This is a genomic window from Methylomonas sp. 2F7 (assembly GCF_057126975.1).
The window spans coordinates 792,929-814,158 of record NZ_CP195203.1; the positions used below are offsets into that span (position 1 = coordinate 792,929).

Consider the following 21,230-nt stretch of genomic DNA (forward strand, 5'->3'; position numbering starts at 1 on the left):
CGACTTTCAAATTCTGGATCTGTACCTGTGTGCAATAGACAGATACAAGGTATTTTGCTAGAGTGCGAACCAATTCAAAGTTTAATTTAAGAGGGTTCCAGATGAACAGAATAGATGAAAAGAAACGTACTGCAGAAGAATCCCAGAACGTTGGTAGATCACTTGATAAATCCAGAAGATCTTTCGCGAAAGCCGGGGTGATCGCGCCAGTTTTAATGACGCTCACAAGTAAGACAGCTTTAGGCAGTGTGTATCAGTGTACTATCTCAGGAGTGCAATCAGGCAATGTGTCAAGTCATTCCGAGGACATGTCGGTTTGTAGGGCCGGGCATACAGCTTTAGCCTGGAGGGGTAATGTCGATACCATTGATGTAAATACTCAGTCAGGCACCCATCCAAATATCAACGACTGGATCGCCGCGAGGATCAATCCTTTTTTGGTTAATAAATCGTGGCCGAAAAATACCACTAACTATACTTACAAGTATTATAAAGCTAATAGTTGGGTAAACGCTTCAACACCCGCCCAAATCAAGATGTGTCAACTGATAGTCAATAACTTTCCTAAGACCGGCGTCAATGTAGATAGCTCAGGAAAGACCACTGAAACTTATAGTGCAACTACTTTTTCATCCGTATTTGGTTCGGCATCAGCCGCGACCACGTTTTTTGAAACATTGTTTTATAGCCCTAGTGTGGACATCCGGGGAGCCGCTAGTGTTGATTATCTCAACGCTAGCTTAGGTTTAATACCTGATGTAAGCGCCGAAGACATCAAAAAACTTTACCTTCTGGGAATTAATTCAGCAAACAGTTTTTATGACGGGAGTTTGTTAGTTTCTAATTCTGAAGCGGCTAAGGAGTTACTTAGAAGTCTGGTTCCTCTTTAATTTGTGGCTTGGACTCTTTCCTCAAGTTTTCCTGTTCAGATAGTATTGCTTGATAAGCAGGTCGTAGTATTTCATCACGGTAGTGGAGAAACTCATCGTTTAGATGAGGCGGCAAGCTTAATTTTATTGACGATTATGGAATCCCAAGCACCGATTTGTGAATCAGCCTTGCTAGGTATGGCTATTAATGCAGGGTTACAGAGAGTTGATCAGCAATCTTTAGCGGGCATGTTAGGCGTATTGCAGAGCCTTCATGTTGTTGAAAATATATAAATATTTTGAGCGGACCTAATTCCACTTCATCTTTGATAGCGTCCGGGCAATTTGTCGTCAGGATTGGTCCTTTTTCAATTAGAATTCATTCTGCTATATCGTCAGTTCAGCAAGGTATCCTCGAGCTTTACTCTGACTATGCGATATTGCCCCCAGATACTTTTTGCGACTTTTATGTTCGCTTAATTCAGCCAGTGGGCGTAAGACGTTTCTTTCGCAAACAGGTGCTATTTGCCTTTGATCAATTTATTCCTTTCAAGCCTTTGCCTTATGCGCAGGCATTTCCATTTTTTGAATGGGGATTGAACTGGTGTATATCCGGCTACTCACACCGGTTTCTAATCGTTCACGCCGCCGTAGTGGAACGAAACGGTAAAGCATTAATTTTACCTGGTGCGCCGGGGTCAGGTAAGAGCACATTGTGCGCAGCATTAATCAACAACGGTTGGCGACTATTATCTGATGAATTGACTTTGGTGGATCGCGCAACCGGTTATGTTGTTCCCGTTCCGCGTCCGGTTAGTTTGAAAAACGAATCTATATCGGTGGTAGCGGATACTTTTCCATTTTGCCAATTCAGTCCTGTTGTTCACGATACTTTGAAAGGATCGGTTTGCCTGATGAAGCCACCCACCGACTCTGTGTCAAAAGCTGACCAAACCGCCCTGCCATGCTTGGTTGTATTTCCGAAATATCAGGCAGAATCATCCTTGAGTTTATCCGCGGTGGCAAAGGCCGAGGCGTTCATGCGGCTGGCGGACCTTTCATTCAATTACAGTGTACTAGGTACTCAGGGTTTTGAAACCATGGTGGGTCTGGTAAACAGTTGTCAGGCGTATGATTTCATTTACGATGGCGACTTTAACCAAGCATCTGATTTATTTGTGCAATTATTGGATGATGTACGGTAGAGAGTCGCATGATGCCTGATTTGTTGAATGAATACTTGATGATCAAGGCAAAGGATAGTATTGATTCGAATTCCGATTGGGAGCTGTTGTTAAGGCAAGCGAGGAGTGCCGGAGTATTGTCCAGACTGGCATTCTTCTGGAAAAAATTTCGATTGTTCAACCCGCCACAGCATTTTTCTTATCATCTCGAGTCAGCTGAGACTTATTGGTTGTCTCAAAAACGCATCGTCAATTGGGAACTATATAACCTATCGCAGGTCTTTAAGCTTTTGAATATTCGGTTGATTTTGTTGAAAGGCACCGCTTATTCGGCATCCGGATTGAATGCTGGTATGGGACGCGTATTCAGCGACATCGACATATTGGTGCCTAAATATCAGTTGAAAACGGTTAAAGACGCCTTGAAATGGCATGGATGGCTTCCTGAATCCATGGATAATTATGATCGGCGCTATTACGAGCGGTGGATGCATGAATTGCCGCCACTTAGGCATATCAAGCGTGGGACTTCGCTGGATATTCATCACAATATACTCCCGCAAACCTGCAATTTATATCCCGATGCCGAGTTGTTGCTAAAAGCCGCTGTTAAGATAACCGATACCGATTATTGGGTTTTGGCCCCTGAAGATATGGTTCTCCATAGCGCCAGCCATTTATTCTGGGGCGGAGAGTTTGAAAATGGTTTGCGCGATTTGAGCGATATAGATTTGCTTCTCCGCGAGTTTAGTGGCAACGATCCGGGTTTTTGGGACAACCTGCATAATCGAGCAGAAATGTTGGGATTGGGTAAGCCCTTGTTTTACGCCCTCCGCTACGCCACTAAAATATTGGGAACCCCGATTCCTGATAGTGCCATTGAGGCTTCTACTATCTATGCGGGGCGCGGAAAAAACCGAGTTATGGACTATCTTTTCTTGCAAGCCCTAAAGCCACACCATCGTAGCTGCGCGGATAGCCTGACCGGCTTTGCTCGTTGGCTGTTGTTTCTTCGCTCGCATTGGTTAAAAATGCCCTTGCATATACTAGTGCCGCATTTAATCAGAAAGGCTTGGTTTCGGCTGGCCGACAATACTAAAAAAACATAAATTATGGCAATCATGTCGAACCAGGCAAGTTGCCAATAGGAACATTCCTTAACCCGTTCTTGACATGAAGATATTACATATACTGGATCACTCCATTCCTTTGCACAGCGGATACACCTTCCGTACTCGTGCGATTCTCGAACAACAACGCAAACTGGGATGGGAGACGTTTCACGTCACATCCGCCAAACATCAAGTCGCGGAAGCTTCCGTTGAAACCGTTGATGGACTTACCTTTTATCGATCTGTTATCCCGCAAGGTTTGGCAGCGAAACTGCCGGTTTTAAATCAGTGGGCCATCGTACAGTCGTTGGCGGAACGGTTGGATGAAATTATTCCGCAGATCAAGCCGGACATTCTGCACGCCCATTCGCCCGCGTTGAACGGGCTTGCGGCATTAAAAGTAGCTAAGAAATATGGGCTGCCGTTGGTCTACGAATGCCGGGCATTTTGGGAGGATGCGGCCGTCGATCACGGCACCACTCAAGAAGGCAGTTTACGTTACCGATTGACCAAGGCTTTGGAAACGCACGTGTTTAAGCATGCTGATGCCGTCACGACTATTTGCGAAGGTTTGCGCCGAGATATTATCGGGCGCGGAGTCGCTGAGGAAAAAATTACCGTGATTCCCAACGCCGTCGATATCGATAAGTTTACCTATGGCGAGGCCGCAGAGCCTAGTTTGCAAGCAGAACTAGGTTTGAGTGGCAAAATCGTGCTCGGCTTTATTGGGTCTTTTTATGCCTACGAGGGTTTATTGCTATTGTTAGATGCGTTGCCGGCGATTATCGAACAACAGCCAAATGTGCGCTTGTTGTTAGTGGGTGGTGGGCCGCAACAGCAACAGATTGTGCAGAAAATTGAGGAGTTGGGCTTGCGGGATTGGGTAATCCTTCCCGGACGCGTTGCTCACGATCAAGTGCAGCGCTATTACAATCTGGTCGATATCTTCGTTTATCCGCGCTTGGCGATGCGCTTAACCGATCTGGTGACCCCTTTAAAACCGCTGGAAGCCATGGCCCAAGGCCGATTGTTGGTGGCGTCCGATGTCGGTGGGCATCACGAATTGATTCGCGACCGGGAAACCGGCTATCTATTCAAGGCTGGCGATAAAGCAGCATTGGCGCAAACGGTGTTGGCGGCCCTAAATCAGCAAGATCAATGGGACCAAGTTCGGCGCGCCGGCAGACGCTATGTCGAAGATGAGCGCAATTGGGAGCGAAGCGTTAGTCATTATCAAGCTGTTTACGGCCGGATAATGGCGGGTAAAGATGGCAGATAACTCGCCAAGACTGATTGTTTTCAGTTCTTTGTATCCCAGTCGAGTCAGACCTAACGCAGGCGTTTTTATTCGCGAGCGTATGTCCAAAGTGGCTCGTCATTGCCCTTTGGTTGTCATTTCGCCGGTTCCCTGGTTTCCACTGCAAAGCCTGATTCAACGGATTAAACCCGATTACCGGCCACAACCGGATAAATACGAAGATCAAGACGGTATCTCAGTGTATTTTCCACGCTTTTTATCGATACCTGGCGTAGGGCGTTCCTGGGACGGCTTTTTTATGGCGCTTGGCAGCTTGGCAATTTGCTATCGATTAAAAAAGCACTTTGCGTTTAATTTGATCGATGCACACTTTGCTTACCCGGACGGCTATGCCGCTGCGCTGCTAGGCAAACGGTTTAAGGTGCCGGTCACCATTACGTTGCGCGGTACGGAAGTACCGTTGTCTAAAATACCCAGTCGTCGCCAACGACTATTGAAAGCCCTCAGCGATGCCGCCCGAGTATTTTCGGTATCGGATTCCTTAAAACGGCATGTGGTTAATTTGGGGGCCGACGCCGAAAAAATCCGGGTGGTGGGCAACGGCATCGATACCGCAAAGTTTTTTCCTGTCGACAAGAAACAGGCTCGGCAACATTGGCAAATTCCTGAAGACGTTCAGGTCTTGATTTCGGTCGGCGGATTGGTTGATAGAAAAGGCTTCCATCGGGTGATCGAAATTTTGCCGGCATTAATCGAAAAATATCCGAGATTGCTATACTTGATCGTTGGAGGCGCCAGTCCGGAAGGCGATATTCGTAATCGCCTGGAGCAGCAGGTTGAAACGCTTAATCTTCGTCAGCATGTTCGTTTTCTGGGGGCGATGCCTGCCGAACAATTGCATGGTCCCTTATCGGCGGCTGACATATTCGTGCTAGCGACCGCTAACGAAGGTTGGGCAAACGTGTTTCTGGAAGCCATGGCTTGCGGTTTGCCGGTGGTTAGCACCGATGTTGGCGGCAATCGCGAGGTGGTTGCTGATAAAGCGCTGGGCACTATCGTGCCGTTTGGGGATGCTGAGGCATTATTGTTAGCGCTTGATGATGCTCTGCAGCGGCAGTGGGGCCGGCAAGCTATTGTAAATTATGCGGCTGATAACTCTTGGGATAAGCGGGTGGATATTTTGTTGGCGGAATTCAAAAAACTGGTGGAGTCATGAGCTTTTATACGTCTTTTTGTTCAACGGTGATCTTTCCGCTTCACGAAGCCTTAAAAAAGCACACTACCGTCCAGGTTAGGCGCGGCATGGAGCGCAGTCAGTGGCTAAAACCCGACGAGATTAGACAGTTGCAATTGCAACATTTACGCGCTTTTCTGCAAGACGTACAAATTCATGTGCCTTACTACAGGCAGTTGTTCGCTAACTTGGGGTTTGAGCCGGCGAACATCGATAGTGTGCAACAATTAGCCGAGCTACCGTTGTTGAGTAAGCCGGAAATCAGGCAACATCTTGATGAAATGAAAGCCGACGATGCTCTAAGGCTCGCGCGTTTCAACACTGGCGGTTCCAGTGGAGAGCCATTGATTTTTTACATAGGTAGCCGCCGAGTTAGTCATGATGTCGCGGCAAAATGGCGAGCTACCCGTTGGTGGGATGTCGATATAGGCGATCCGGAAGCAGTAATCTGGGGGTCTCCAATTGAACTAGGTGCGCAGGATAAAATTCGCCTGTTACGCGATAAATTGTTGCGTACGCATCTGATTCCGGCGTTCGAAATGTCGTCGGAAAAGTTGGACGGCTTTGTTCGACAAATCCAGCAGATTCGCCCGAAAATGTTATTTGGTTATCCTTCCGCATTGGCTCACATTGCCAGTCATGCTGAGAAGAGGGGCGTGGCATTGAATAATTTGGGGATTAAAGTGGCTTTCGTGACATCAGAACGGCTTTATGATCACCAGCGGACAAAAATAGAAAGCGTGTTTGCTTGTCCGGTCGCGAATGGTTATGGTGGGCGTGATGCCGGCTTTATCGCGCATCAGTGTCCCGAAGGCAGTATGCATATTACCGCTGAAGACATTGTCGTCGAGATTGTAGACAAACAAGGGCAGCTTTTACCTAATGGAGAGCTCGGTGAAATTGTGGTTACGCATATGGCGACCAGAGATTTTCCATTTATTCGGTATCGTACCGGCGATATGGGAATATTGTCGGATAAAATTTGTGCCTGCGGGCGCGGATTACCAGTACTGGAGGAGATTCAAGGTCGAACCACCGACTTTGTAGTTGCTCAGGATGGAACGGTATTACATGGCTTGGCATTGATTTATGTGCTGCGCGATTTAGAAGGCGTTGATTCATTTAAAATCACCCAGGATAGTTTGGATAAAACTACCGTACAAATTGTTAAAACCCTTAAATATCAAGCTACTTACGAACAAAAAATCATCGACGAATTTAAAAAACGTTTGGGACAAGCAGTTACTATCAAGATCGAATACACTGATTACATTCCCAAGGAACGCTCAGGAAAGTTCCGTTATGTGATCAGTCACGTCAAGGCTTAATTACACCTACCACTATGACAAAATTTGCGGGATGGATGGGGAGCGGTCTCCAGAAAGATGAATCTATCGCCTTGCTGGGGCAAATGACGGCGGCAGATTCGACATTTAGTGTTCGGCATGGTCAGAATTATGCCTTTTCAACCACCGCGACCGATATTGCGGACCGTAATGGGACGTTGTTGCTTGCTCCGCAATCCGGTTCGCGATTAGGTTGCTCACAGGGTTTGTTGGACGCCTATTTAAGTCGCGGCGTCGATTTTTTAGTCGGTTTGCCGGAAGCTGATACCTTTCTGCTTATTGATACCAATCAGCAACTGCTGATGTTGGCTACGGATCCGATCGGTCTCAGTAACATCTATTACGCAGAAATTGCCGACGGCCTAATATTTGGCTCAAGTGCTGATTTTGTAGTGCGTCATCCTCAGGTCAGTAACGGCATTGCGCCGCAAGCGGTATTTGATTACATCTATCTCAATCATTGTCCCAGCCCCACAACGATTTATCGGCAGGTTAAAAAGCTGGAAGGCGGGCAATGCCTGGTTTATCACAACGGACGAATCAGCTTAAAACGCTACTGGCTGCCGGTATTTCATGAGCAATCCTGCGATTTGCAGCAAGCCGGCCTGGAATTGCAGCAGCAGTTGATCGAAGCGGTTAGAGGTATGGCCGATACCGAAGACAACACCGGTGCGTTTCTGAGTGGCGGGCTAGATAGTTCCAGTGTTGCGGGAGCCTTAGCTAAGGTATTTCCAGGCAAGGCGAAAACCTTTTCGATGGGTTTTGACGCTGACGGCTATGATGAAATCGAGTACGCCAATATTGCAGTGCAACGTTTCAATACGCGGCAACACCAGTATTACGTCACTCCCGAGGATACCGTTAATGCCGTGCCGGCAATAGCGGCTTACTACGATGAGCCGTTTGGGAATGCGTCGGCCTTGGCAGCGTATTATTGCGCGAAGTTGGCTAAGGATCACGGTGTTGACCGTTTGCTTGCGGGTGATGGTGGGGACGAGATTTTTGCGGGTAACGAGCGTTACGCCAAGCAAATGTTGTTTGAGAATTATCACCGCTTACCAAAATTTCTCAGCGCCGGCCTCGAAGCGACATTAAATGCCCTGCCAGACGTCATAGCTAAGCAGAAGTTGCCGTTTAAGGCAAAACGCTATATTGATCAAGCGAACGCAGCGATGCCAGACCGCTTACAGGACTACAATTTTTTGCATAGGCATGCTGCGGCAGACATTTTTCAAGCTGATTTTTTAGCGGAAATTGATACTTCTGCGCCCTTGCGCCAGTTTAGGGAAGACTATTGGCGGCCGGAGTCTGCTAGTACCTTGAACCGTATGTTGTATCTGGATTGGAAAAATACGCTCCACGATAACGATTTGGTCAAAGTCAATAGAATGTGCGAAATGGCAGGTGTTGAAGTTTGCTACCCCTTGTTGGATCGACGCATTCTCGACTTATCTTGCCGAATTCCCTCGAATGACAAGTTGCGTGGACAAAAACTGCGCTGGTTTTACAAACAGGCCATGATGGATTTCCTTCCGGAGCGGATTATCAATAAGCCTAAGCACGGCTTTGGGTTGCCTTTCGGCGTTTGGCTGAAGGACCATCAGCCGCTTAAGCAACTGGCTTATGGCGCAATAAATGATTTGAAGCGGCGCGAGTTTTTTAAACCGGACTTTTTGGATCATGCTATCGAGATGCATCAAAGTGTGCATGCCGCCTATTACGGTGATTTAGTGTGGATGTTGATGATGCTGGAGCTTTGGTTTGCCGGTAAGGGTTTGTAGTCAAACAATCCCCGTATTAACTAGCGATTTATAGAGAGTGACAAAAAACGTCAGTTATGAACAAAAACTACTTGCTTTATAGGGTTGTGGCTACAGGTATATTTCCATATTGTCATGGTTTTTTATAGAAAGCATTTTTTGTAGCTTATTGAAAGATATGTGAAATATTCTTTATTTCATTCTTTAATCTTGTTGGGCAAGTAGTTGGCATGCTAATTGTTTATATCTTTAAGAGTTTTAAATCCCGTTCATCATAAAAAAGAAGGTGGTTATGAATAAGCAAATGCAAAAAGTACAACAAGGTTTTACCTTGATCGAGTTAATGATCGTGGTCGCCATCATTGGTATTCTGGCCGCTATCGCGATTCCGGCTTACCAAGATTACACCGTTAAATCCAAGGTATCCGAAGGTCCTAGCTTGGCTTCGCCGGCGCTGACAGCTGGTGGTGTGGCTTGTAGCGAACAAACTCTGACTAGTTCTCTGACTAACGGTTCTGTTGGGCTTAATACAGCAACAGCAATCACAGGGAAATATGTTAGTGCGGTAACGTTTACCGGTACGAGCGGCACGGGTGCAAGTGTGTCTATTTCATATAAGCAAATTGGTACCTCGGTCAATAGTGGTCAAACTGTTGTTTATCACGGCACATGCAATACCGGCTCTGGAATGCAATGGTCTACAACGCAGCCAAACTCAACCACTCCTTGGGGTAATGTCAACCCCAAATACCAGCCTAAATCCTGATAGCTATTCTATAAGTTGAAAGGTGCAGAGGGGGCGAATGCCCCCTTTGTTTTTTGTAAAGTTTACTGAAAGTATCAATTTTCCTTTATCCGTAATGAAGCGATTAGTGGAATGGCTGGTTCGGCCCTCGCTATTTTGGTCGACTGGCTTGATATTGCTGGTTTTGGCCATGGCGGTGATTGCTATCTACAATCCTGGTAAGGCAGGTCCATTTCTAGCGGATGATTATCCAAATATTGTCGATAACAGTGGCGTGCTACTGAAGCATTTCAATAGCCAGGAATTGTCCGCCGCATGGAGTGCTAATACTAGCGGGCCTTTTAAGCGTCCTCTAGCTAGTCTAAGTTTTGCGTTCAATTATTATTTTTCTGGACAGCAATTCAGTCCGACCGCTTTTAAGCTCACTAATATTGGACTTCATATCATCAACAGTTTTTTGGTGTTTTTTCTGAGTCGACTACTTTTTAAAGCAGTGTCTCCAGCTTTTCCCTCACGAAAATTAGCGTTTCTATCCGCCGCAATTTGGGCATTACATCCCCTGCAACTCACTTCGGTGTTATACGTAGTGCAGAGGATGAACAGCATGTCTTGCTTATTCATGTTGAGCGGTTTTTTGTTGTTTTTAAAAGGTAGATTTCAAGCCGATAAACCTATTGGTATCATTCTAATGCTATCGGGCTGTGCACTAGGCACCGTGTTAGGTGTATTAAGTAAGGAAAATGCCCTGCTGTTGCCTGCCCTGATCTTTATCGCCGAATTGACTCTTTTGCCAACCATCCCTTCGGCAGCCCGCAATAAAGTATACGGGTATTACGCAGTTAGCACGATTCTTCCGGTTTTATTGGGAGTGGCTTACTTAATCATTAATCCACAATACTTATTAAACAGCTACCTGATCAGGGATTTTTCAATCACAGAAAGAGTAATGACTGAGGCTAGAGTTTTGTTTTACTACCTGGGTCTAATTATCTATCCCGATGCCACCCAACTAAGCTTGGCGCATGACGATTTTCCGTTGAGCACAGACCTGTTTCAGCCCTTTAATACTGTACTGGCAATAGGTGGCGTTGTCGGGTTAATTGCAGTTGCTCTATACAACTGTCACCGAAAAAGATTAGCATTTTTGAATTTTGCGATACTTTGGTTTTTTGTAGGGCATGTCATGGAGTCCAGTGTATTTGCACTGGAGTTGGTCTATGAACATCGTAATTATTTGCCCAGTATTGGTATTGTGATTGGCTTTGTAGCTTTACTGTATCAATGGCTCGCAGGAAAAATTTCCAATGGTTTGCTCAACGTCTTGTATGCTTGCATTACAATCAGCCTGGCCTTTGCAACCTATACCCGATCAGCGGTCTGGTCTAATGCGAATAGTTTTAGCTATTTTGAAATGCGCAATCACCCAGCGTCGCTGCGTGCCACCAGTGCGTATGCAAAAGTTCTGGAGCTAAAGTACGGGGCAAATGAGGAAAGCTATCGGTATTTTTTAATCGCTTCGCAGCTCGACACCTTTGAAATGTCGACGCTGGTCGATGTTTTTATCGAGTTAAATAGTTTGCTCGATTTGTATCACTTCAATCCAGATAGCCAAGACGTTCCCCTGCCAAAATATTATGATGACCCTTTGATTTTAAACAAAAAATACATGCAAGCCTTAAAGAAATTGGTTCATCAGGAGATTTTGAGGCGGATAGCAAATCGAACCTACACATTACGTACCATGACTACGATTCGGACCGCCGCTAACTGTGTGCTCAATGAAAATCCAATGTGCATTAACATGGCACCGGATGTTCTGGAGTGGGTAGATGGCACCTTGAATCAGGCTGATTTTGCTGATAAGCCCATGATGCATATTATTAAAGCCAAGCTGAATTTCTTTCAAGGGCGGCTTGATAAAGCTTGGGAAGGGGTCGATCAGGCTATTGCGATGTCTCCAGACCGAATGTATTTCTACGCCGAAAAGGCGCATTTATATTTGGTGCTCAAGAAATTCGATATGGCGGAACAGGTGATGCGTGAAGCCGAGTCTCGCGGCGTGGCAAACGGAGCTGACAGAAAAGAATTTCAAAAACTTCGCGATATCATTGTCTCCCTACAAGCGAATTTGCAGCCTTAAAGTAAACATCAGCTTTCGGTCTTGTTATTGTCGAGCAGTCCCGGCTTAAATTCACTAAAATACCTCTTTGTTTTGCCCCCGGTTCATCGACAACGCTCTTTTAGCGGTGAATTGGCATTCAGCTAGTTAGAACAGCCCAAGGCCTGGGATTATGCGGATACTCAATATAGTCTTTAAAAATATCAATTCACTGGAAGGCGAAGGTCGAGTCGATTTCGACCAGGGACCTATTGCCGACAGTGGTGTGTTTGCTATTACTGGTCCCAACGGTTCCGGCAAGACCAGTATCCTCGATGTCATCACGCTAGGCCTATACGGTGAAACATTTCGTTTCGACAAGCCTGCCGAGCATGTAATCACCAAGCAGGCAAACGATAGCTTCGCACAGGTTGAATTTGCTTTGGATGGCGAGAGGTTTCGTTCCTCTTGGCATGTAAAACGGCCGGCTGACGCTAATCAAGATCAGGTCTTACAGCCGGAAATGAGCTTGACTAAGCTAAGCGATGATTCGGAGTTACTAGCCAGGACACCAAATACAGTACGGACCAAAATTGCCGAGTTGACGGGCATGGACTTTCATAAATTCAGCAAATCCATGGTCTTGCCGCAGGGCGACTTTGCTGCTTTTCTGAATGCGCTTGATAGCGAGCGCATGGATATTCTGGAAAAAATCAGCGGTACCAACATCTATGTTGAGTATCGGCAACGGACCGAAGATAACTTTCATAAATCGCTTAATCGTTTAACGCAACTACAGCAGGATATTGATCTGATTCCTTTACTCAGTCCGGAGGCCTTGCAAGCTGGTGAGCAAGACTTACAGGATTTCAAGGATCAAGTTGCTGAGTTAAAAATCCAACAAAAGCAGTTGCAACAGCAACTACTGACAATCGAGAACATTCATTCACTTGAAGGCCGCCAAAGACAACTTCTCGAAAAGTCAAAAAAAGTAGAAGCGCACATTAAGCTGTTACAAGACGATTTACAGAAAATTGCCGACTTTCAGCAAGCGACGCAGTTTCGCGAAGAAGTAATTTTATTGGATGGTAAGCAGGGGCAGATTGTCCAAAGTCAGGCGACCTTGGATGCATATCGTCAGGAGCTGAATGCGCTACAGCGCCAACTTGGTGAAGATGTCAGTAACGCAATCGCCCCAGGCTTGAATGGCAAGACCATGGAGGAACAAAAGCAGGCCATCGACGCGCTGAAGTTGAAAGTGGGTGATCTGAAGCTGGAGTTGCCGCGTGAAACCGAGCTGGCGCAAACGCTGCAACTGCAATTGGATGAAAGAAAGGCCAGTCTAGCGGAAATAGACGGCTGGTTGCAAGAACATCAGGTGGACGCTAGTTTGCAGTCTGACTTTCCCGACGTGGTGCAGTTACGTAATCTCCGGACAGAACTGGCGGAGTTGGCCGGTAAGCAGAAGACACAAGCCAATTGGACTAAAAACACGACAGCGGCGCTGAAAAAAAACCAGACAGCTTTGCGCGATACTAAAACTGCGGTTGCCGAATTGAGTGAGCGTATTGAAGCTGCACGCAAAACCGTGCTGGAGTTGGCGCAAGGCAAAAGTTTCGAGGAGTTGAAGGAATTACTGGTAGAACAGCAAACACGGGTTAATGATTTTCAGGAGCTACACTCGCTGGCTGCGGTTAACGCCAAATTTACCAAAAAAAGTTTTTTTAGTTGGTTCTCTCGTAATAAAACGTCGGAACTGCCCGATGAGGCCCGCTTGCAAGCCAGATTGGATGCGCTGCGAGACGAGATGGACCGTGAAGAGAATATCGGCAAAGCACTGGAGCAAGCTGTCCTTAATGAAGCATTGCTGAAAAAATTTAGCGGTGATCGTGGCAAGTTGATTGTCGGTAAACCGTGTTTTTTATGTGGCTCATTAGATCATCCTTATGTCTCTAAACCGCCAATCCAAACCAACTCTAAAAAGGCCTTAGTCGACCAGCGCGGCAAGATGCAGGCTTTAAAAGCTGCGATTGATAGTGTCTCCGGCCAGTTGGCAGTAGCAAAAAAGCAAGGCACACAATTGTCAGCGCGACAGCAAAGATTGCAGCAAATGCGCTCGCAATGGTTGGTTTTGAGTAACCGTTTAAATGTCGTCAGTGCAGAGTTGGACATAAACAATTTGTCGTTGCAAAAGCACTTGTGGGACGCAGAAGCCCAGGAGTTGGAGAAAATCAAAAACCTGGTCAATGATCACGCGCAGTTGCAGCGTAATGTGGCTAAGTGGACGGCCGAAGTAGAAGCCAAGCAAGCTTTGGTGGAAAAACTAACGGCGTCGGTGGAGCAGCTTGATACGACCTGGCGTAATCGGCCGCAGGAATACATCGAATCCGAACAGCTTTTCGCTAGTCGCACGGCGGAACAAAAAGCGCTTGTCGATAAACTTGAAAAGCAGTTGGCTCTATTGGGTGAGAAGCTACCTGGAAAAGGCAAAGAAAATATAGTCTTCGATAAGCTCAATACCCGGCGCCAGGATTACCAAATCAGAGAGTTGCGTCAGAAGGGCTTGCTGGAGGAAATTGCTAGCTTGCAAGATAGACTGCACGCTAGCCAAGCAAAAATAGCCAGTTATCAGGAACAGATGGCAGACGCTTTGAGTAGCTTGCAAACTGAAGAATCGCTGGGTTTGCATTTGCTTATCTTGGAGAAGCAAAAACTCATTGTAGAACTGGAGCGACAAATAGCTACCCAGCAACTCGAACTGGATGCAATGCGGCGAGTACTGGCTAATAAAATTGCGGGTGGCGTTTTTGCTGACGTAGACAGCTTGCGCTCGGCTTTAGAGCTGATCGATAGACGGGCGGAAATAGAGCAGACACTGGAGCAGCAAAATCGGCAATTGGCTGCAATTGGCGAAGAAATGGCCAAAGTATCCGCTGATTTACAAAATGAGTTGGCCGTTGCGCCGGTCCACTTAAACGAAGCGGATCTTTTAGCAATGCAACGTCAGCTATCCCAGAAAATCGATATTGCCGAACAAGAAGTGGCTACGTTGGATACTAAGCTGGATAAACAATCTTCTTATCAAGAAAAACATCAGAGCCTCCAGGCGCTTTTGGCTGAGCAATTGGTGATACACGCGCAAGCCGAAGCGGAAATGAAGTTGATTAACGACGAGCAGGGTGGTTTCCGGCGGCGTATTCAACAGTTGTTGGTAGATAATTTGTTGTCGCAAGCCAACCGAATTTTGGAAAAACTGAGCGGGCGTTACTATATTCGTAGTTTAGCCAGCGATAACGGGTTAGCGTTGGAGGTTGAAGACACCAAGCAAAAAAACCTGCGTCGCTTGCCGAAAACCTTGTCTGGCGGCGAGAGCTTTGTGGTGAGTTTGGCCTTAGCCTTGGCTTTATCCGAGATTGCCAACAATGGCAAGGCTATCGATTCGTTGTTTCTGGATGAGGGCTTTGGCAATTTAGATGCGGAAGCCTTATATCTGGCCATGAGTGCCTTAGAAGGCTTGAAAACTCAAGGTAAAACGGTTGGCGTCATTTCTCATGTCGAAGCGGTCAAAAAGCGCATTAAAACGCAGATCGAATTGGTAAAAAAAGCTAACGGTATGAGCGAGTTGAAAATGGTTGCTTGATGAAATGGTGGAGTCGGCGAGCGCTCCACCACAAAATTATGCGATTAATTGCTGGGGCGGAAGGCTTTGCCGTACGTAGTTTCAGCGTTGAAATTGTCCCAAACATATAAAGGATAGACGATAGGCTGCGTGGGGATTGGCGAGGAAACCAAATCCAGCACACCGACGCCGATTCTCCCGCCCATGTTCAATAATCCTTTAAATGTACCGCCGATAAAGCCGTAAATAACATTGCTTTGATTGTTGATTAAAATAATGTTTTTCGGTATTTCCAGAGAAGATGTCGCTATGTTCGCCAAGCCGGTGGTCAATTTTCGCCCGAAGGTTGCGCCGTAGGTTTCGGCCTCTTCCGCCTGGGTTGGCAAGCTGGTCAATAGGAAGGCTGCCAATAAAACAGTGGCCAGGGTGCGGGTATTTCGTTTCATGACTTATCCTGTATATTAGAACGGATGTAAGATCTGCTGGCCGAGCCGGATTAACCGGCTCGGCCAGCATTCTCTAAAAAGTATAGCAGAGCCCTGAACTGTTTACTTTTTCAATGCCTTGGCAAATGCATTGCTCATACTGTTTTGTAGCACGGGTTGCGGTTTAGGCTTATGAGCTGTTTTTTGCGGCTTTTCTTTTGGAACAATATCGCTGGCGTCGACGTTTTTCCGCATGCTCAGAGATATACGCTGGCGTGCCACATCGACTTCCAATACGCGTACTTTTACCATATCGCCGGTTTTTACCACGCTACGCGGGTCCTTGACAAAGTCGTCCGCCAAATGCGAGATATGCACTAAGCCGTCTTGGTGTACGCCAATATCGACAAAAGCACCGAAATTGGCGACGTTGGTCACGACGCCATCTAGTGTCATGCCGGGTTCTAGATCGGTAATTTTTTCGACCCCATCCTTGAATTGTACGCTTTTAAACTCCGGGCGTGGGTCGCGGCCTGGCTTTTCCAACTCCTGCAAAATATCCGAGACGGTGGGAACGCCAAAATTTGCGTTGGCATAGTTTGCCGGATTCAGGCTGCGTAAAAATTGGCTTTGACCGATCAAGTCGCGGATTGACTTGCCGGTATCATCAAGGATTGCATTGACCACGGGGTAGGCTTCCGGATGAACGGACGAGGCGTCAAGCGGGTTGTCGCCGGTCATGATTCTGAGAAAGCCGGCGGCTTGTTCGAACGCTTTATCGCCCAGGCGCGGTACTTTTTTTAGTTGATTGCGGTTCGCAAACGGGCCATTGGCATCGCGAAACGCAACAATGTTTTCACTGATGCTACTGCTTAGTCCGGATACCTGTTTAAGCAAAGCTACCGATGCTGTATTTACGTCTACGCCGACCGCGTTCACGCAATCTTCTACCACGGTATCGAGCATACGAGCCAGTTGCACTTGGTTGACATCATGTTGATATTGGCCAACCCCTATTGATTTTGGATCGATTTTTACCAGCTCGGCCAATGGGTCTTGTAGTCTGCGTGCTATCGATACCGCACCGCGTAACGATACGTCGAGATCTGGAAACTCCTTGGCGGCCAATTCGGATGCTGAATACACCGACGCGCCAGCTTCGGAAACGGTGATTTTCTGAAAATACAGTTCTTTATGTTGCTTCATTAAGTCTGCAACCAATTGATCCGTTTCCCGAGAAGCAGTGCCGTTACCGATACTAACCAGCTGTACTTGGTGCTGCTTAATCAATTTAGCCAGAACCGCTATCGATTGATCCCACTGGTTTTTAGGTTGATGCGGGTAAATGGTTTCCGTCGCTAACAATTTGCCGGTGGGGTCAACAACAGCTACTTTGACGCCAGTGCGAATGCCGGGATCGAGGCCCATGGTTGCTTTCGGGCCGGCTGGCGCCGCCAACATCAAGTCACGCAAATTGCTGGCAAACACACGAATGGCTTCCTGTTCGGCTGCTTCACGCAGTCGTAACTTTAGATCCATGTCGATACGGGTAAACAGCTTGATCTTCCAGGCAAAGCGAGCGGTTTCGGCTAGCCAAGCATCGGCGGGTTTTGCTGTGTCTTTCACTTGCAGGCGTTGGCTGACGAACTGGGCGAATAACTGATGTTCTTCCTGATCCAATTCTGCCGGTTTCAGGGTTAAAGACAGTAAATCTTCGTTACGGCCGCGGAATAGGGCCAAGGCTCTATGTGATGGAATCTTGTTGATCGCTTCGCTGTAGTCGAAATAATCCTTGAATTTTGCTGCCTCTGCTTCTTTGCCGGTCGCGACGCTAGAGTGCAGGATACCTTTATTCCAAACACGTTCACGCAACTCTGTTAGTAGTTCGGCATCTTCCGAAATGCGTTCCATGATGATCTGTCGAGCGCCGTCCAGGGCTGCTGCGACATCAGCGACACCTTTTTCAGCATCGATGTAGTTAATTGCAATTTGTTCGGGAATTGCGCTGCGATTATCAAGAATGGCGTCGGCTAATGGTTCCAGGCCGGCTTCGCGAGCAATTTGCGCTTTGGTGCGGCGCTTGGGCTTATACGGGAGATATAGATCTTCGAGCAGTGTTTTGGTGTCGGCGTCGAGTATTGCTCTTTCCAGTTCCGGCGTAAGCTTTCCTTGCGAGCGAATGGTATCGAGAATTGAGTCGCGGCGGCTGTTAAGCTCCCGCAGATATATCAATCTTTCCTCGAGGTTTCGCAATTGCGTGTCGTCTAAGCCGCCAGTTACTTCTTTGCGATAACGAGCAATAAACGGCACTGTGGCGCCGTCGTCGAGCAGGGCTGCAGCGGCTGCAACTTGTTGCGGCTTGACTGAAAGTTCTTCGGCAATTCGTTGGATAACGTCCATCTTTTAGGTGAAATAGAATTGGTAAAAGGTTCAATTCTACATTAGGGCGGGTTCTTGAAAAAGCGAACTATCAGAAACGTAGTGAGAAACTTGCGGGCATAAAAAAGGCGCCAACCGAAATTTCGGATGGCGCCTAAGTTGCTAAGCAAAAATTATTTTGCTTGGCTTAAAACGTCATTGTTAAAGTCTTTGTGCTTTGCCAAAACTTGAGCTTCAGCTTGGGCAGAAGTTTCGCCGCCGTATTGAAGATGTTTGGTTTCGTCAGCTTTCAGCATAACGACGCCGGCAATAGCAATTGCAGTAACGACAGCAACTACAGTAAAGGTATTGTCTTTTTCTTGTTCAGCCATTTTTATAATCCTCATCTTGTTGTTGTAATAATTAGCCCTAAAAGGGGCAACTCGAGTTGTATGTCGAAGTTAGTATTATTGTTGGTCGACGGTGCATTTTTTACACTCAAAACTGTTTTGTGTCAAAACAATATTTTTGCGATTAATCTTGCTGTTCTATGCTTATTTTTTATTTCTAATAAAATCAAATGATTACCGGATTCTTCTGATAGAAAGTCATCCTGTCTTCATGCGCTATAGTTGTTGAATATCTGATTCGGCGCGGCTTGTGACGCATAAAGTCAACAAACCCTAAGTCGATAATGCGGGGCATAAGTCGAGGAATGTCGTGGGGAATCCGCGTAGCTTGTCGGGGTGTTCGGCAATGCGATGAAGAAGGGGGGGCTGTAAACTCGGTCATCGCGCAGGTTGCATGATAGGATTGAGCTTTAAATCTGACAGCCTGTTTGTTCTCGCCGAGTGTGCTGTTCGAGCGGGTGGAACGGGGAAAACAATCGTTAATTAACTAGGGGGTATTCATGCTTAAACATATACATCTTCTTTTCGTGGCAGTTTTGGTTATCAGTTTTATCGGTCGAGTGGCGCTCGCCGAATTAAAGCCAGCTCTGTTGGAGCAGAAATGGCTAAAAATTAGTCCGCACATTATTGCGAGTTTGGTCTTGTTGACTGGATTTGCCTTGGTTTTTCAAGGGGGTTGGTTATCAAGCGAATTTGCTTGGATTGTCGCCAAATTATTGATGTTGCTGGTTTACATAGGCTTGGGGATTTTGGCGATTCGCCAATCGGGACGTACTCGCTGGTTGGCTTTCGGTGGTGCATTGTTTTGTCTGTATTACATCTCCAAGGTCGCTGTGACTAAACAAGTTTTTTTCTTTTTTTAAGTGTTGGTTTATAAGTTGAGATTTATGCTGGAGGCCCTGTTTTTAGCAGTTTTAAGATAGTTTTGGCTGGCATAAAAATAGTTATTGACAATTTGTAAAACCTGTAGGCTAACGAAAAAAGCTTGTCAAAGCGTTTTTATTCGGATAACCTCAAACCTCCTGTCAATACTCAACGTAAGGAGGGTAGGATGCGAAAAACGAAATTGACGGCAATTTTATTGCTTTCAGCGAGTCTAGCGTCTTTTAGCTCTGTAGGTTTAGCGAAAACAGAAAGGAACGGTTTTCTTTCCCTTGAACAAAGCGGCGTCGCATCGTATTACAGCGACAAAATGCATGGTCAGCGGACAGCAAACGGTGAATTTTATGATAAAAACGCATTAACTGCGGCTCATGCGAGCCTGCCGTTTGGCTCTTTGGTGCGTGTCGTTAATCTTAGCAATAATCGTAGTGTGGAGTTGCGGATAAATAGCCGCGCTCACAAAGCCAATAAACGGTTGCTTGATGTGTCCAAAAGGGCAGCCAGCGAACTTGGTTTCATCCAAGCGGGCTTGGCGAAAATAAAACTCGAAGTACTGCGTGTAGGCGACGCCTAAGTTGTCTGTCACGATGTAATCCGGTCTATCGGCCGGATTACATTTTACCTACCTTATTCTGAAGCCTTGTTAAATGGTTTCTGATCTAATCGCTTTAAAACCAATATCCGTTCGAAAATACACATCCTGCCAGTCGATATGTCGGCATAGCTCGTAGGCTTTTTGTTGAGCTTGAGCGATGCTGTCGCCTAACGCGCAGGCGCACAATACTCGGCCGCCCGCAGTGACTACTTGGTCGCCGACTTGTATGGTGCCGGCATGAAATACTTTGTATTCGCTGCTGATATCGTTTGGCAAGCCGCTGATCGGATGGCCTTTGGCATACTCGTCGGGGTAGCCGCCCGCTGCCAGCACCACACCCAATGAGGGGCGTTCGTCCCACTCTGTAGCCGTCTGATCAAGATTTTTGTCTATGGCCGCCAGACAAAGCTCAACTAAATCGCTTTTTAAACGCATCATAATCGGTTGCGTTTCCGGGTCGCCAAAGCGGCAGTTATATTCCAATACTTTGATACTACCGCTCTTACCTATCATCAGGCCGGCGTAGAGAAAGCCGGTATATTCGTTACCATCTTCCCGCATGCCTTGTAGGGTGGGCAAAATTACTTCATCCATGACACGTTGGTGGATCTCCGGCGTCACGACAGGTGCGGGAGAATAAGCCCCCATGCCTCCGGTATTGGGGCCTTGATCGCCGTTGTCGCGAGCCTTGTGATCCTGAGAGGTGGCCATGGCCAAGGCATGCAAACCGTCGGCGATGACGATAAAACTGGCTTCTTCGCCATCCAAAAATTCTTCAATTACTACCCGATGCCCGGCCGTGCCAAACGTATTGCCGGATAGCATATCTTGGACGGCATCTATCGCCTGTTGTTCAGACTGGGCGACGACCACACCTTTACCGGCAGCCAAACCATCAGCTTTCACGACGATGGGGGCGCCATTTTCGCGGATATAAGCGATGGCCGGTTCGACTTCGGTAAAGCTTTTATATGCGGCTGTCGGGATGTTGTGGCGGATCATAAAATCCTTGCAGAACGATTTAGAGCCCTCCAACTGCGCTGCTTGAGCCGTCGGCCCGAAGCACTTCAAACCTGCGGCGGAAAATCGGTCGACTATGCCTTTAACTAAGGGTACCTCCGGTCCAATAATGGTTAGTTCTATGTTTCGGGCCTGGGCGAAACTCAGCAAACCTTCGATATCGTCGGCTTGAATATCGACATTGCTTATGCCGTGTTCCAGGGCAGTACCGGCGTTACCCGGCGCAACGTAGACGTTGTCGGCTTGTGCGGATTGCCTGACTTTCCAGGCCAAGGCATGTTCTCGGCCGCCACTACCTACGATCAAAATGTTCAT

Annotated in this window: 17 protein-coding genes; 13 read left to right on the top strand and 4 right to left on the bottom strand. The window is 46.9% G+C overall.

What is annotated here, in order from left to right; translation table 11 throughout:
* The first annotated feature begins 101 nt into the window (after positions 1–101).
* The 11 genes from ACR64Q_RS03750 (at position 102) to ACR64Q_RS03800 (ending at position 15,246) form a co-directional block, all read left to right on the top strand.
* Positions 102–890 (top strand): hypothetical protein, encoded by a 789-nt coding sequence (locus ACR64Q_RS03750; RefSeq protein WP_026603767.1) that lies wholly within the window; start codon positions 102–104, stop codon positions 888–890.
* A 45-nt stretch (positions 891–935) separates the two neighbouring features.
* Positions 936–1,163 (top strand): hypothetical protein, encoded by a 228-nt coding sequence (locus tag ACR64Q_RS03755; RefSeq protein WP_155931174.1) that lies wholly within the window; start codon positions 936–938, stop codon positions 1,161–1,163.
* 5 nt (positions 1,164–1,168) lie between these two features.
* Positions 1,169–2,074: an HprK-related kinase A gene (locus ACR64Q_RS03760; protein WP_231499651.1), complete on the top strand. Its 906-nt coding sequence runs from the start codon at positions 1,169–1,171 to the stop codon at positions 2,072–2,074.
* Between the two features lie 8 nt (positions 2,075–2,082).
* Positions 2,083–3,162, top strand: a complete 1,080-nt coding sequence (locus ACR64Q_RS03765; RefSeq protein ID WP_026603769.1) for a nucleotidyltransferase domain-containing protein — start codon at positions 2,083–2,085, stop codon at positions 3,160–3,162.
* 64 nt (positions 3,163–3,226) lie between these two features.
* Complete coding sequence (locus tag ACR64Q_RS03770; RefSeq protein WP_026603770.1) at positions 3,227–4,444, top strand: TIGR04063 family PEP-CTERM/XrtA system glycosyltransferase; 1,218 nt, start codon at positions 3,227–3,229, stop codon at positions 4,442–4,444.
* 79 nt (positions 4,445–4,523) lie between these two features.
* Positions 4,524–5,639, top strand: coding sequence for a glycosyltransferase (locus ACR64Q_RS03775; protein ID WP_483823272.1), 1,116 nt, complete (start codon positions 4,524–4,526; stop codon positions 5,637–5,639).
* The gene (locus tag ACR64Q_RS03780; RefSeq protein WP_313733630.1) at positions 5,636–6,985 is read left to right on the top strand and encodes a phenylacetate--CoA ligase family protein; all 1,350 of its coding nucleotides are present in this window, start codon (positions 5,636–5,638) and stop codon (positions 6,983–6,985) included. The genes ACR64Q_RS03775 and ACR64Q_RS03780 overlap by 4 nt, the downstream gene beginning before the upstream one ends.
* Before the next feature lie 35 nt (positions 6,986–7,020).
* Positions 7,021–8,784: an asparagine synthetase B family protein gene (locus ACR64Q_RS03785; protein ID WP_026603773.1), complete on the top strand. Its 1,764-nt coding sequence runs from the start codon at positions 7,021–7,023 to the stop codon at positions 8,782–8,784.
* Positions 8,785–9,055: 271 nt separating this feature from the next.
* Positions 9,056–9,529, top strand: a complete 474-nt coding sequence (locus tag ACR64Q_RS03790; RefSeq protein WP_026603774.1) for a pilin — start codon at positions 9,056–9,058, stop codon at positions 9,527–9,529.
* A 37-nt stretch (positions 9,530–9,566) separates the two neighbouring features.
* Positions 9,567–11,648, top strand: coding sequence for a hypothetical protein (locus tag ACR64Q_RS03795; protein ID WP_026603775.1), 2,082 nt, complete (start codon positions 9,567–9,569; stop codon positions 11,646–11,648).
* Between the two features lie 151 nt (positions 11,649–11,799).
* The gene (locus ACR64Q_RS03800; RefSeq protein ID WP_313733631.1) at positions 11,800–15,246 is read left to right on the top strand and encodes an SbcC/MukB-like Walker B domain-containing protein; all 3,447 of its coding nucleotides are present in this window, start codon (positions 11,800–11,802) and stop codon (positions 15,244–15,246) included.
* Between the two features lie 44 nt (positions 15,247–15,290).
* Here the strand turns inward: ACR64Q_RS03800 and ACR64Q_RS03805 are convergent, their stop codons facing one another.
* From ACR64Q_RS03805 to ACR64Q_RS03815, 3 genes are all read right to left on the bottom strand, one after another.
* Positions 15,291–15,671, bottom strand: a complete 381-nt coding sequence (locus tag ACR64Q_RS03805; RefSeq protein ID WP_026603777.1) for an exosortase system-associated protein, TIGR04073 family — start codon at positions 15,669–15,671, stop codon at positions 15,291–15,293.
* A 102-nt stretch (positions 15,672–15,773) separates the two neighbouring features.
* A complete protein-coding gene (locus ACR64Q_RS03810; protein WP_026603778.1) occupies positions 15,774–18,050 on the bottom strand; it encodes a Tex family protein in 2,277 nt (758 codons plus the stop codon).
* 152 nt (positions 18,051–18,202) lie between these two features.
* Positions 18,203–18,400 (bottom strand): hypothetical protein, encoded by a 198-nt coding sequence (locus ACR64Q_RS03815; protein ID WP_020485057.1) that lies wholly within the window; start codon positions 18,398–18,400, stop codon positions 18,203–18,205.
* 518 nt (positions 18,401–18,918) lie between these two features.
* Between ACR64Q_RS03815 and ACR64Q_RS03820 the strand changes: the two genes are divergently transcribed.
* Together ACR64Q_RS03820 and ACR64Q_RS03825 are read left to right on the top strand one after the other, a co-directional pair.
* Positions 18,919–19,281 (top strand): SirB2 family protein, encoded by a 363-nt coding sequence (locus ACR64Q_RS03820; RefSeq protein ID WP_026603779.1) that lies wholly within the window; start codon positions 18,919–18,921, stop codon positions 19,279–19,281.
* A gap of 188 nt (positions 19,282–19,469) precedes the next feature.
* Positions 19,470–19,874: a septal ring lytic transglycosylase RlpA family protein gene (locus tag ACR64Q_RS03825; protein ID WP_026603780.1), complete on the top strand. Its 405-nt coding sequence runs from the start codon at positions 19,470–19,472 to the stop codon at positions 19,872–19,874.
* Positions 19,875–19,943: 69 nt separating this feature from the next.
* Here ACR64Q_RS03825 and purD read toward each other — a convergent pair whose 3' ends face one another.
* Entirely contained in the window at positions 19,944–21,230 is a 1,287-nt protein-coding gene (gene purD / locus ACR64Q_RS03830; protein ID WP_026603781.1) for a phosphoribosylamine--glycine ligase, read from the bottom strand.

Bases quoted from the DNA above. Each gene is read 5' to 3' on its own strand.
- ACR64Q_RS03825 (WP_026603780.1), top strand. From the start codon at position 19,470: ATGCGAAAAACGAAATTGACGGCAATTTTATTGCTTTCAGCGAGTCTA.
- ACR64Q_RS03780 (WP_313733630.1), top strand. From the start codon at position 5,636: ATGAGCTTTTATACGTCTTTTTGTTCAACGGTGATCTTTCCGCTTCAC.
- purD (WP_026603781.1), bottom strand. From the start codon at position 21,230: ATGAACATTTTGATCGTAGGTAGTGGCGGCCGAGAACATGCCTTGGCC.
- ACR64Q_RS03815 (WP_020485057.1), bottom strand. From the start codon at position 18,400: ATGGCTGAACAAGAAAAAGACAATACCTTTACTGTAGTTGCTGTCGTT.
- ACR64Q_RS03820 (WP_026603779.1), top strand. From the start codon at position 18,919: ATGCTTAAACATATACATCTTCTTTTCGTGGCAGTTTTGGTTATCAGT.
- ACR64Q_RS03790 (WP_026603774.1), top strand. From the start codon at position 9,056: ATGAATAAGCAAATGCAAAAAGTACAACAAGGTTTTACCTTGATCGAG.
- ACR64Q_RS03795 (WP_026603775.1), top strand. From the start codon at position 9,567: ATGCCCCCTTTGTTTTTTGTAAAGTTTACTGAAAGTATCAATTTTCCT.
- ACR64Q_RS03805 (WP_026603777.1), bottom strand. From the start codon at position 15,671: ATGAAACGAAATACCCGCACCCTGGCCACTGTTTTATTGGCAGCCTTC.
- ACR64Q_RS03750 (WP_026603767.1), top strand. From the start codon at position 102: ATGAACAGAATAGATGAAAAGAAACGTACTGCAGAAGAATCCCAGAAC.
- ACR64Q_RS03765 (WP_026603769.1), top strand. From the start codon at position 2,083: ATGATGCCTGATTTGTTGAATGAATACTTGATGATCAAGGCAAAGGAT.
- ACR64Q_RS03770 (WP_026603770.1), top strand. From the start codon at position 3,227: ATGAAGATATTACATATACTGGATCACTCCATTCCTTTGCACAGCGGA.
- ACR64Q_RS03810 (WP_026603778.1), bottom strand. From the start codon at position 18,050: ATGGACGTTATCCAACGAATTGCCGAAGAACTTTCAGTCAAGCCGCAA.
- ACR64Q_RS03800 (WP_313733631.1), top strand. From the start codon at position 11,800: ATGCGGATACTCAATATAGTCTTTAAAAATATCAATTCACTGGAAGGC.
- ACR64Q_RS03775 (WP_483823272.1), top strand. From the start codon at position 4,524: ATGTCCAAAGTGGCTCGTCATTGCCCTTTGGTTGTCATTTCGCCGGTT.
- ACR64Q_RS03785 (WP_026603773.1), top strand. From the start codon at position 7,021: ATGGGGAGCGGTCTCCAGAAAGATGAATCTATCGCCTTGCTGGGGCAA.